This is a genomic window from Terribacillus sp. JSM ZJ617 (assembly GCF_044383785.1).
Lineage (GTDB): Bacteria > Bacillota > Bacilli > Bacillales > Amphibacillaceae > Terribacillus.
In genome coordinates, this window is sequence record NZ_JBISEQ010000002.1 from 269,620 (window position 1) to 282,462 (window position 12,843).

A 12,843-nucleotide genomic window follows, 5' to 3' on the forward strand; every position below is an offset into this window, starting at 1 on the left:
AGGTTTTTGCAAGATGGGTTTTCTAGAGCAGAATTACCGTGAGATCATTACGAAAGCGGTCATCGGCCGCGGACGTAAATTCAGCAAGAATATCGATCATATCCGACCGGAACACAAACCATCAAGCATCCTTGGCTGCTGGATCATCAACCACCGCTATCATGCAAAAAAGAAAGGCGATAAAGGGGTGGAAGTAGTCGGTTCCTATGATGTCAACGTTTGGTATTCGTACAATGATAATACGAAAACGCACGTTGTTTCGGAGAAAGTCGAGTATAAGGAATTGGTCAAATTAAGCATCAAAGACGAGAACTGCCTTGACGACGATTATGATGTTTATGCGAAAGCAATTCAGCAGCCGAACTGCCTGGAATGCAAGATTGTACAGCACGGACAGAAGATTTTCGTCGAAGTGGAGAAGGAATTCCTTGTGGAAGTTATCGGGGAAACGAAGCTTTGTGTAAAAGTAGATCCTGATGGCTGTCTAGTGGAGGATGTAGAAGAAGACTGGGATTACGAGCTGACGGAAGATGATTTCAAGGATGTAGATCCGGACTTCTTAGATAAAAAGGATGACGATGAAGACTGAACGAGAGCAGATGCTCTCGTTTTTTGTTTTATTCAGAATGACACTGCAAGAAGAAACAGAGAAAATACCTGTGTTATAATAGGACTAATTGCAATGAAACAGAGGAGTAGGAAATATGGCAGGTTACACACCGATGATGCAGCAATATTTAAGAATAAAAGCCGATTATAAGGATGCATTCCTTTTCTTCCGGCTTGGGGATTTCTATGAGATGTTCTTCGATGATGCGCTGAAAGCCACAAAAGAACTGGAAATCACTTTAACAAGCAAGAATGCAGGTGTTGAGGAGAAAGTGCCGATGTGCGGCGTTCCGTATCACTCGGCTGATAATTATATAAGAACACTTGTTTCACGAGGCTATAAAGTAGCCATCTGTGAACAAGTGGAAGATCCGAAGACAGCCAAAGGGGTTGTAAAACGGGAAGTAGTCCAGCTGATCACACCGGGTACTGTCATGGAAAACGGTATGCTGGATGAAAAGGAGAATAATTACCTCGCGGCTGTACACGAAAACAGTGACCGTACATACAGTCTTGTCTATCATGACCTATCTACGGGAGAAAATCGGGCAGCAATGCTTGAAGGCGGCTTTGATAGTCTTTTAAGCGAGCTTTACAACCAGCCGGTACGAGAAATCGTTATTAGCGAAGAGCTGGATCAACAGCTGCAGGAAGCACTGCAGGTCCGCCTTGGTGTCACATTATCCTATCAAGATAATGCCAGTACAAGCACATCTCATGAAAAACTTACTGGAAACGTGACCGATGTAAGATTGCTAGATTGCTTCAGTATGCTGTTAAACTATGTGGAACGCACGCAGAAGCGGGGCTTGGATCATTTGAAGCCGCTTCAAGTAATGGAGCTTAAACACTTCATGACGCTGGATATGTATTCAAAGCGCAATTTAGAGCTTACAGAGACGATTTTGAAGAAAGGCAAGCACGGAAGCCTTTTATGGGTGCTCGATGACACAGTTACAGCAATGGGAGCACGGATGCTGAAGAAATGGCTGGAGCGGCCCCTGCTTCAGAAAGAAGCGATAACCAAGCGTCAGGATTTAGTCCAAGCATTTCTCGATCACTTCTTCGAGCGTGATACAATCCGACAGCATTTACAATCTGTTTATGATATCGAGAGACTTTCCGGCCGGGTTGCTTTTGGTAATGTCAATGCCAGAGATCTTCTGCAGCTGAAACGCACTTTGGAGAAACTGCCTGAATTGAAGCAGGTCTTGTCAGGCTTCGAGGAAGAAGAAGTACAGCAAATGGGCAGGGAGCTTAATCCATTGCCGGAGCTGAGCGAGTATCTTGAGAAAAGCTTGCACGAAGATGCACCGATCGGTGTGCGGGAAGGCGGTATCTTGAAGGACGGTTTCCATGAACAGCTTGATACGTACCGGGATGCTTCAAGAAACGGAAAGCAATGGATTGCAGCGCTGGAACAGCGTGAGCGTGAGGAAACTGGCATTAAATCGCTTAAAGTCGGCTATAACAAAGTATTCGGCTATTATATCGAAGTGACCCGTGCGAATTTGCACCTGCTGCCTGAAGGAAAATACGAGCGCAAACAAACGCTCAGTAACGCAGAACGCTTCATCACGCCGGAATTGAAGGAAAAAGAAGCGCTCATCCTGGAAGCGCAGGAAAAGAGCGTGGAACTTGAGTATAACTTGTTCATGGAAATTCGGGATCATGTCAAAACGTACATCCCTGCTCTTCAGCTGCTTGCAGATCAAATCAGTCAACTGGATGTGCTGCAAAGCTTCGCAGAAGTGAGTGAAAAGCAGCGATATGCTCGTCCGACATTCAATGAAGATCGGTCCTTGGCAATTACAGAAGGGCGTCATCCGGTCATTGAAAAAGTAATGAAAACAGGGCAGTTCGTACCAAATGATGTGCAGATGGGAAATGCATCTGATATCCTGCTGATCACAGGTCCGAATATGAGTGGTAAAAGTACTTATATGCGCCAAGTGGCATTGACAAGCATCATGGCACAAATAGGCTGCTTCGTTCCGTGTGAAGCTGCTGATCTCCCGCTGTTTGATCAAATTTTCACTCGTATCGGTGCAGCAGATGACCTTGTGTCTGGTCAGAGTACATTTATGGTCGAGATGCTGGAGTCGAGGCATGCCTTGGAGCACGCCACTGATAGGAGTCTTATTCTGCTGGATGAAATCGGCAGAGGGACTAGCACATATGATGGAATGGCATTGGCGCAAGCCATCATTGAGTATGTTCATAACAATATCCATGCCAAGACTTTATTCTCGACCCATTATCATGAGCTTACGAGTCTTGAAGAGGACCTGGATAAACTCCGAAATGTCCACGTACGGGCAGAAGAACATGATGGCAATGTAGTATTCCTCCATCAAATCCGTGAAGGAGCGGCAGATGAAAGCTACGGCATTCACGTTGCGAAATTGGCTAAGCTGCCGGAAAGTCTCATTCAGCGTGCATCCTACATTCTCCGCGAGCTGGAGGGACAGGAAGAAAATCCGGCTGTAAACCAGCCGACAGCACAAGAACAGGAGGATATCCAGCTATCATTCTTCTCAGAGCCTGAACCTGAAAAGAAAAAAACAAAACAAGATAATAAGGCTGATAAAGTGATAGCGGAGCTCACATCAATCAATCTGATGGAACAAACACCGCTTGAAGCTATGAATCTTTTATATAAATTGCAGCAAATGGCAACAAAAAAGTAAGGAGGTTCCCAAATGGCGATTCAATTGATGCCGGATGATTTAGCAAATAAGATTGCAGCGGGTGAAGTGGTCGAGCGACCGGCTTCGGTCGTCAAGGAACTGGTAGAAAACAGTATCGATGCAGGAAGTACAGTCATCAAGGTGGCAGTCCAGGAAGCAGGGCTCACAGAGATCAATATTGTTGACAATGGAGATGGCATGGAGCCAGATGATGTGGAACGGGCATTTTTCCGTCACGCCACAAGTAAGATACGGAATGAGCATGATTTGTTCCATGTCCGCACACTTGGATTTAGAGGGGAAGCATTGGCCAGTATTGCAGCGGTAAGCCAGCTTGAAATCAAGACGAGCACAGGCGAGAATGCTGGTGTGAAGCTTGTGATGGAGGGTGGTACCATCAAAGAAAGAGGCAAATGCGACGCGCGTAAAGGAACCGAAATGACGGTACGGCATTTGTTCTTCAATACACCGGCCCGCCTGAAGTATATGAAAACCATTCATACCGAACTTGGCCATGTATCAGAAGTAATCAACCGGCTTGCACTTGCTCATCCGGAGATTCGTTTTGAACTGACCCATAACGATAAACCAATGTTCCAGTCATCCGGCCGAGGAGATATGCTGCAGATTGCTGCTCAGATTTACGGTAACTCAGTAGCGAAAAAAATGGTCCGAGCCTCACACGAAACATTGGATTATAAGCTGGAAGTTTTCGCGGCCAAACCAGAAATAAATCGTGCGTCACGTCAGTATGTATCTTTTATCGTCAATGGCAGGTACATTCGAAATCCAGTCTTGGCGAAAGCGGTTATGCAGGCATACCATACGCTGCTGCCTATCGGCAGATTCCCTCTCGCCGTTATTTCTATCGAGATGGATCCCATTCTTGTTGATGTCAATGTGCATCCAGCTAAGCTGGAAGTACGTTTCAGCAAAGAAAAGGAATTATTTGATGCTGTTGAGCAGCTTGTCTCAAAAGCGCTCCGACAGCAGCGGCTCATTCCGGAAGCCGTCGCACCTAAACAGAAGAAAATACAAGAAAAAAGTGAACAGCAAAGCTTCACTTTCTTTGAAAGTAAACCAGTCAAGGAACCGGAAGCCGAACAGGAGCAATGGTTCTTTGACAAAGTGAAAGAAACAGTCCCTCCGATCATCGAGGAGCAGAAGCAAGATCCTGAACCTCGGATATTCAAAGATTCATCTCCTGATATAGTGCAGGAACAGGAGTATGTACCAGCAGAGAAAGAAAGTGAGCCGGAATATGCGGTACCGGCTATGTATCCGATTGGTCAGCACCATGGTACGTATATTCTTGCAGAAAATGAAGAAGGTCTTTTTCTCATTGATCAGCATGCTGCGCAGGAACGTATTAAATATGAATATTACCGGGAAAAAATCGGGGAAGTGGAAAAGGAGCTGCAAGAGCTGCTCATTCCGCTTACATTTGATTTTACCCAGCAGGAATCACTGATAGTAGAACAACACAAGACAGAGCTTGAAGCAGTCGGTTTGTTTTTCGAATCGTTCGGGGGTCACACATATATCGTGCGTTCCCATCCGCAATGGTTCCCGAAAGGCTTTGAAGAGGAAATCATTCGGGAGATCGTCGAACAAGTGATGCAGGAAAGTAAAGCAGACATCCGGAAGCTGCGGGAAGAGGCAGCTATCATGATGTCCTGCAAGCGATCCATTAAAGCAAATCATCATCTGAATTATGATGATATGTTCCATCTCTTGGAAGAGCTGCGCACATCACAGGATCCGTTTACCTGTCCGCATGGGCGGCCAATTATCATCCGTTTTACTTCCTATGAGCTGGAGAAGCTTTTCAAACGAGTACAATAGGCGCAGGCAACTGCGCCTTTTTTGCTTGTCTAGGTGTTCACCGCTCCGTCACTCATGCAGCTTGCTTATACTATCCTGTAACCAAAAAAATGACAGGAAGGAGTATTCGTATGGCATTATTCATCCAACCGACCACAGGAAGGCTGACTAGCGGTTTTCGTGGTGCAAGATCAGACCATAATGGCGTCGACTGGGCTCAGTCTGGGACGGTGCGTATTGTCGCAGCGGCAGCAGGTACTGTCAGCCGGTCATATGTATCAACATCATATGGTGAAGTTGTCTTCATTGTGCATCAGCTGAATGGTCAAACGTATGAAACAGTATATGCCCACATGCGATCGGGGTCTCGGCAAGTTCGTGCAGGTGATACTGTCAGACAAGGGCAATTCATTGGGTATATGGGTAATACAGGTGACTCCACTGGTCAGCATCTGCATTTTGAATTGCACAGAGGCAGATGGAATGTGGAAAAATCAAATGCTGTCAACCCGCTTAACTATATCGGTACAACAGCAAGCAGTGCGCAGCAAACTGCAAGTACCCGATACCCGGGAAGCTATATCCGGACAGGTTCACGGGGTGAAAACGTCCGCCGTATCCAACGGGCGCTAGGCGTGACAGCAGACGGGATATTTGGACCAAATACAAGGCAGGCCGTCATCAATTTCCAGCGCAGCAACGGACTTGGAGTAGATGGCATTGTCGGTAGGGAAACTTGGAATAGATTGTTCTGATTTTGGGCATGCTGACAGCCAGAGGAGGCGTTAGCCATGCACAATCAGCATCTTGTAGACTTTCTTAACCAGCAGATAGCCAATGTGAGTGTACTGCACGTAAAACTGCAGCGATACCATTGGTATGCAAAAGGTCCATACGGCTATGTAATGGAGCAATATACCGAGGATTTGCACGAACAGCTGGATGATATAAAGAAATGCTTAGGTAAGCGAGTGCTTGCCATCGGCGGCAGACCAATTGCGGTCATGAGTAAATTCCTGCAGGAAGCAACCATAAAGGAAGCCGAAGCAGATGATGAGGACTATGAGGTAGTCAAGACAATGCGTCATGATTACAGCCAGCTGGCACAAGAGATCAAAATCACCGGCATACCGCTTGCGAAAAGGCAGGAAGATGATGCGACCGCTGGTTTGCTTGTTGATATCCTTGGCAGGCTGGAATACGAGGCGATCCGCTTGTCGAAATACCTTATTGATGCCGATCGATAAGCTGTGCGTGGCGCGCACGGCTTTTCGTTTATCTTTCTTTGCAGTGTTATGCTAAACTAATGACATGTTAAAGAAGGAGAATGACATGGACAAGCAGAAAGTAATCGTCGTTGTCGGGCCTACTGGTGTCGGCAAGACACAGCTTAGTATCGAAATTGCCAAGAGATTTGGCGGTGAGGTGATCAGCGGCGATTCCATGCAGATATACAGAAGCATGGATATTGGAACCGCAAAAGCAACCAAAGAAGAACAGCAAGGAATTCCGCACCATTTGATTGATATCCGTAATCCGGATGAACATTATTCAGCTGCTGATTTTCAAGCCGATGTAGAGGCTTGTGTTCAAGATATTGCAAGCAGAGGAAAACTGCCTATCATCGCAGGCGGGACCGGCTTATACATACAGGCTGCTCTTTATGCTTATGATTTTTCACAAGCAAAGCGAGATGACAGCTATCAGCAGCAGCTCGAGCAGGAAGCACAAACCCACGGCCAGCTTCACCTGCACAAACAGCTGCAGGCAGTCGATCCAGTGCAAGCGGAGCGCATCCACCCGAATAATGTCCGCCGCGTCATCCGTGCGCTGGAAATATTCCACCGTACCGGCAAAAGAATGAGTGATCACGAAGAAACCGAACTGGCTGCTCGATATGACGCTGCAATAATTGGGTTGGAAATGGACCGGGATCTTCTATATGAACAAATCAATCTGCGGGTTGATAAAATGCTTGCTGAAGGCTTGCTGGATGAAGTGAAAGGCCTGGTCGAACGCGGTATCCGGGATTCCCAATCCATGCGGGCAATCGGCTATAAGGAGTTTATTCCGTATCTGGAAGGGAAAATGGAATGGGAAGATACGGTTTCCCAGCTGAAGCAAAATAGTCGCAGGTATGCAAAACGGCAGTATACGTGGTTCCGCAATAAAATGGATGTGGACTGGTATACTATCACACCTGCAACAAAAAATGAAAAATTTAGAATTATTTTAGAAGAACTTGCAGGAAAGCTGGAATAAAGGTAGAAATAGGAACCGTATAGAAATTAGGAGGGGAATAGATGTCTCAATCTGTTAATATCCAAGACCAATATCTGAATCAGCTACGTAAAGAACGTATGCAAGTCACAGTCTTCCTGACGAATGGCTTTCAAATCCGAGGTACGGTGAAGGCTTTTGACAATTTCACCGTATTGTTTGAAACGGAAGGCAGACAGCAATTAATCTTCAAACATGCGATTTCCACATTCTCCCCAGTAAAGAATGTATCGCTGGATTATAAAGAACAGAGCTAAGTCGAAGCGAGCGCCATATGGCGCTCGTTTTGTTTTGTGGTTGTAAAGCGTACGGCTTGTGAATAAAGTAGAAAAAGACCATTGGGCATTTGTCACGGCCTACCTGTCTTGAGCGTAGACTACAGCAGTGAGGGGTGATCATGTGGAAGCTCAAGTTACGAATGCAAAAGGGAAAATCAATATCGTCCTCAAAAACAGACAGCAGGAGACGGAGCAGCTGCAAAGTGGAACTGTTAAGCGCGATATCGATCCATTCCGTCATATCGACCAAGAATTCTCCGCCTTCATTGGAATGGAAAAGCTCAAAAAAACTATCAAAGAGATTTATGCAAATGTCCATATCAGCGGAAAACGGGAAGCGGCGGGCTTAAAACAAGAAAAGCAAGTGCTGCATATGCTGTTTGAAGGCAACCCCGGTACTGGGAAAACAACAGTAGCCCGCAAGCTTGCATCTGTCTTCCACGACATGAACGTGTTGGATAAAGGTCATTTCATCGAGGCGGAAAGAGCGGATTTAGTTGGAGAATATATTGGGCATACTGCTCAGAAAACGCGCGCGCTCGTCCAGCGGGCCATGGGCGGGATCCTGTTTATAGACGAGGCCTATTCGCTGGCCCGCGGCGGAGAAAAAGACTTTGGAAAAGAAGCGATTGATACACTTGTAAAACATATGGAGGATGCCTCCAACCGCTTCATACTTATCCTTGCGGGCTATCCAAGGGAAATGGGTCACTTCATGAGCTTGAATCCAGGTTTGCGATCACGATTCCCTATTCAGCTCGAATTCCCTGATTATAAGTCCGAACAGCTTATGGATATCGCAAAAGGAATGCTTGCTGAAAAAGAGTACCAGCTGACGAAAGAAGCAGAATGGAAGCTTAAAGAAATCATCGTACAGCAAAAAGCTAAACGGACTGCCGATTTTTCGAACGCCCGGTTTGTGCGGAATATCATAGAAAAAGCAATTCGAATGCAAGCAGTTCGTCTTGTACGTCAAGATCACCATCTGTCGACCGAAGAACTGATGAAAGTGACTGTCGCTGATTTGAATCAAGAAGAATGACAGGTACAAAGAAGCTCGAGTGTGTAATGCACTTAGAGCTTTTTTATGTTGTAAACGTTATTGTATAGCAGTATTTCACTGGGGCATCATACTTAGCAAGGAGTGCACATTATGGGAAATATACTGGATTTTCTTGTTCAAAGAGATGTTTGGTTAGGCACAATTATAGTTGTCTTGGTTCCAATTTTGCTGACCTTGCTAAGCAATAAGCTGAAAGAGCTTCGAAAAAAGCCATATACACGTACAGAGCAGCATTTCATGCCGGATAATTTTTCGCTGTCTACAAAATTATCCGTCAATCTGAAAGAGCTGAAAGCAATTGTTGGTGATAGCTCTGATATCATTTATCGCCAGTTCAAACTGGGAAGAGATAATCGCAGCTGTGCTATCGTACTAATTGATGGACTGGTTGATCAGCAATTGCTGCAGCAATCCATTATGCATCCGCTGCTGCACGCCAAGCAGTCTAAACCAGGGCTGAATCTATTTAAAAGTGAAAGCATAAAGGATTATCTGTTGCATCATGCGATTGAGGTCAGTGATGTGAAAGCGATGAATGACTCCAATCAATTTGTCCGACAGCTTCTGTCGGGGTCTGTACTGCTTTTTGTTGATGGGCTGGATGAAGTTCTGGTTCTTAGCGTGAAAAAATGGCTTTCAAGAAGTTTGAATGAACCGATCACTGAAGCACTTGTCAGGGGACCGCGTTTAAGTTTTATAGAAAATATTAGGGATAATACGGCTATTCTGCGCAGAATGACGACAGACCCAAACTTGACCTTCAGAGACTTTGAGGTAGGGGAGCGGACGAAAAGGCAGCTCACCGTTGTGTATGTGAAAGACATTGCCAATGAAGAGTTGTTAGAAAACGTAAATAATCGAATTCAAAATATGGATATTGATCATGTAGCTGAATCAGGATATATTGAACAGCTAATCGAGGATGACTACCTGTCCATTTTTCCGCAAGTACAATCAACAGAACGTCCGGATCGAGTGATGGGGGCGATCTTGGAGGGGAGGGTTGCCATTTTGCTTGATGGTACATCCTATGCTTTGATAGTACCGGCAACTTTCTCCATGATGATGCAGTCGCCAGAGGATTACTACGAACGCTGGCTTCCAATGTCGCTCATTCGGATGCTGCGGTATGTAGCGGCCTTTCTTAGTATTTTCCTGCCGTCCTTTTATATTGCATTCGTCTCGTTTCATCAAGGCTTGATACCTACTGATTTGGCGTTGGCAATAGCCGGAACAAGAGTGGGTGTTCCTTTTCCAACGATCATTGAAGCGCTCTTGATGGAAATATCTATTGAATTGTTAAGGGAAGCAGGTCTTAGACTTCCGCGGCCTGTAGGACAAACTGTCGGTTTGGTGGGCGCCTTGATCATTGGCGAAGCGGCGGTACAAGCAGGTTTGGTCAGTCCGATCATGGTCATTGTCGTTGCAGCCACAGCCATAGCTTCCTTTGTCTCCCCGCACTACGCAGCAGGGATTGCACAAAGAGCGCTCCGATTCCTTGCTATGTTTTCGGCTGCTTTTCTCGGTTTATATGGAATCAGTTTGTTCTTTTTATCGCTTTGTGTCCATGCGGTCAAGCTTCGGAGCTTTGGCGTACCATTTGTTACGCCGGGTACGCTTTATAGTAAAGACGACTGGAAAGACTTCTTTTTCCGTATGCCTTTGTTCACCATGAGAAATCGCCCTACTGAATATTTTCCGAAGGATCGGGTCAGAAGGAAGAAATATTAGGAGTTGCAGCATATGAAAATGGGAACGACACGGATTACGACGATACAAATGGTTGCGCTGCTTTCTTCAACTCTAATCGCTGCGGGTATCTTTACACTTCCAAGGAATTTGGCAATGAAAGTGGGGACTCCTGATTTATGGGTGTGTGTGCTGCTGGGCGGTATATGCGGATATTTATCGTGTCTTATCATCATATCCTTAAGCCTTCGTTTTGAACGCCTTACCTTTTTTGAATTCAATAAGCTCATTGTCGGCAAGTGGCTGGGGACAATAATAAGTACTTTTTTTATCGGCTACGCACTCTTGATCGGTGCTTTTGAAATACGTTCCATGGGTGAACTGACACAGTTTTATCTGTTGGAAGAGACACCGCTCTGTGTCATTTTGATCAGCATGTACTGGATTGCAATTTACTTACTGGTAGGCGGCATTAATCCGATAGCGAGGCTGATCGAGCTATTGACACCTATCTGCTTAATTGTTTTCATACTAGTTTTTTGCCTTGGGTTTAAAGTTTTTGAGATAGACAATTTGCGGCCGTTATTCGGCCTTGGTCCAGTGCCGATACTGAAAGGGATCACCCCGACATTCCTTACTTTCAGCGGATTGGAATTTTTGCTCGTATTCATTGCAATGATGCAGAAACCGAAGAAGGCAAAAAAGGTTGCGTTAATTGGATTAGCAATACCCGTATCTATTTACTTGTTATCAGTAATCATCATCACGGGTGGTTTGTCAGTTGAAAGAATGAAGCATCAGAAATGGCCTACTTTCGCCCTCATTCAAGAATATGAATACGAAGGCATTCTTTTTGAGCGTTTTGATTCCCTGTTTTTAGTCGTTTGGCTGATTCAGATGTTCACGACCTATGTAATCTGCCAGTATGTAGCGGCAAAAGGTATTTCTACACTGACGCGTATATCGTATAAAAAAGCTAACTATATACTGTTGGCTGCAGTTTATTTTATTTGTTTGATTCCTCAGGATTTGAATCAGCTGGAAAAGATGGGGACGATTATTGGCTGGACAAGCTTTGTTTTTTCGTTTATTGTGCCGTCATTACTTCTGATAATTGCAGTTGTAAGAGGGCTGAAGCGAGGCGGTGAAGCAAAAAATGATTCGTAAAATCTGCATGTGCTTAGTAGCCCTGTTATTCCTTTGCGGCTGCTGGGACAGCTCAGATATTGAAGACATGTCGTTTGTAATCGGGCTTGGGGTTGATAACAGCGAAAATGAACAGAATTCGATTAAACATACCACGCAGATTGCCGTCACGAAGAAAAAAGGAGAACAGGGAACAGCGCCACAGGGAAAGATGTATCAAAACGTGATGCTTGAAGGTAGATCTATCCATGATATCTTACGTAATATTTCTCTTCAGCTTCCGTATCCTGTATACACGGATCATTTGGAATGTATCATCATAAATGAAGAAGCGGCGAGCAAGTATGATCTGTCTATTCTACTTGACCAGATGCTGCGTGATAATGTCACTCGTTTGAGCCCTACAGTCGTTCTTAGCAAGCAGCAAGCCAGTGACGTGTTAAACACAAATATAGAAGGTGAGATACCTGGCAGCTACATCAGCAGTATTTTCGAGAATAAAACAAGCACGCTGAAAATTCTCCCGGAAGTACGTTTAGGGAAGATTGCTGCAAATCTCGCGTCTCAAACCAGCTTTTTGCTGCCAAATATAGATAAACAAAAAAATACGCTGAAAGTGGACGGGGCTGGTGTAATTAAAGGAAAAGAAAGAAAACTTACCGGTTTTTTGACAGTGAAAGAGGTGGAGGGGGTAAACTGGCTGACCGGGGAAGGAAAGGCTGGTTTACTGGAATTCGAGGACGAGAAAAAAAATACTATTGTTTACGAGGTACAAAATTATAAAACAAAGGTGGAGCCAACTTTTCAAAATGGCAGCCTATCTTTCCTAGTACAAATTAAAGCAGAGGGATGGATAACAGAAGATTGGTCTAAAGTAGCGCATAATTTGTCGGAGAGTTATGTGAATGATCTGGAACGGCTGGGAGCAGATGAAGTCAAAAGGTTATTGGAAGGAACTCTAAAAAAACTTCAACAGGATTATAAGACTGATGTCGTGAATTTTTCTGAAAGCTTCCGAATAGCTTATCCTAGAGAATTTCAGAAAATGAAAAAGGATTGGGATAATTACTTTGCTAAAGCAGAAGTGAAGTACAATGTCAGCGTCAAGATTGTCAATACAGGTGATGTAGTGAAATAGATGATTTGATGACATTCAACTATTTATTATAACTACATCTTCACGAATGCTCCCATCCCAAAAGCTTTCGCATAAAGCGAAGGCTTTTTCCTTGTCTGATAGGGTATAATGACATATAGAAAGGGT

General features: G+C 44.8%; 11 protein-coding genes and 1 pseudogene. All 12 read left to right on the top strand.

The genetic code is table 11. From position 1 onward, the window contains the following. Positions 1 to 13 precede the first annotated feature (13 nt). The 12 genes and pseudogenes from cotE (at position 14) to ACH6C1_RS07665 (ending at position 12,717) form a co-directional block, all read left to right on the top strand. Positions 14 to 589: an outer spore coat protein CotE gene (gene cotE / locus ACH6C1_RS07610; RefSeq protein ID WP_366249648.1), complete on the top strand. Its 576-nt coding sequence runs from the start codon at positions 14 to 16 to the stop codon at positions 587 to 589. 115 nt (positions 590 to 704) lie between these two features. Next, a complete protein-coding gene (gene mutS / locus ACH6C1_RS07615; protein ID WP_374076076.1) occupies positions 705 to 3,299 on the top strand; it encodes a DNA mismatch repair protein MutS in 2,595 nt (864 codons plus the stop codon). 12 nt (positions 3,300 to 3,311) lie between these two features. Beyond that, positions 3,312 to 5,144: a DNA mismatch repair endonuclease MutL gene (gene mutL / locus ACH6C1_RS07620; protein ID WP_374076078.1), complete on the top strand. Its 1,833-nt coding sequence runs from the start codon at positions 3,312 to 3,314 to the stop codon at positions 5,142 to 5,144. Positions 5,145 to 5,254: 110 nt separating this feature from the next. Next, a pseudogene (locus ACH6C1_RS07625) lies at positions 5,255 to 5,650 on the top strand (M23 family metallopeptidase); the annotation flags it as partial. A 54-nt stretch (positions 5,651 to 5,704) separates the two neighbouring features. Further along, on the top strand, positions 5,705 to 5,878 hold the full coding sequence (locus tag ACH6C1_RS07630; RefSeq protein ID WP_374077162.1) for a peptidoglycan-binding domain-containing protein: 174 nt from the start codon (positions 5,705 to 5,707) through the stop codon (positions 5,876 to 5,878). A gap of 36 nt (positions 5,879 to 5,914) precedes the next feature. Further along, the gene (locus tag ACH6C1_RS07635; protein ID WP_374076080.1) at positions 5,915 to 6,370 is read left to right on the top strand and encodes a Dps family protein; all 456 of its coding nucleotides are present in this window, start codon (positions 5,915 to 5,917) and stop codon (positions 6,368 to 6,370) included. A gap of 64 nt (positions 6,371 to 6,434) precedes the next feature. Then, complete coding sequence (gene miaA / locus ACH6C1_RS07640) at positions 6,435 to 7,385, top strand: tRNA (adenosine(37)-N6)-dimethylallyltransferase MiaA (protein WP_374076082.1); 951 nt, start codon at positions 6,435 to 6,437, stop codon at positions 7,383 to 7,385. Positions 7,386 to 7,426: 41 nt separating this feature from the next. After that, positions 7,427 to 7,660, top strand: a complete 234-nt coding sequence (gene hfq, locus ACH6C1_RS07645) for an RNA chaperone Hfq (RefSeq protein WP_038560416.1) — start codon at positions 7,427 to 7,429, stop codon at positions 7,658 to 7,660. Between the two features lie 142 nt (positions 7,661 to 7,802). Next, positions 7,803 to 8,723, top strand: a complete 921-nt coding sequence (locus ACH6C1_RS07650) for an AAA family ATPase (RefSeq protein WP_374076085.1) — start codon at positions 7,803 to 7,805, stop codon at positions 8,721 to 8,723. A 189-nt stretch (positions 8,724 to 8,912) separates the two neighbouring features. Continuing rightward, positions 8,913 to 10,475 carry a spore germination protein gene (locus tag ACH6C1_RS07655; protein WP_374077164.1) on the top strand — a complete coding sequence of 521 codons (1,563 nt, stop codon included), beginning with the start codon at positions 8,913 to 8,915 and terminating at the stop codon, positions 10,473 to 10,475. Between the two features lie 12 nt (positions 10,476 to 10,487). Next, a complete protein-coding gene (locus ACH6C1_RS07660) occupies positions 10,488 to 11,600 on the top strand; it encodes a GerAB/ArcD/ProY family transporter (RefSeq protein ID WP_374076087.1) in 1,113 nt (370 codons plus the stop codon). Further along, positions 11,590 to 12,717 (top strand): Ger(x)C family spore germination protein, encoded by a 1,128-nt coding sequence (locus ACH6C1_RS07665; protein ID WP_374076089.1) that lies wholly within the window; start codon positions 11,590 to 11,592, stop codon positions 12,715 to 12,717. The genes ACH6C1_RS07660 and ACH6C1_RS07665 overlap by 11 nt, the downstream gene beginning before the upstream one ends. The last annotated feature ends 126 nt before the right edge of the window (positions 12,718 to 12,843 follow it).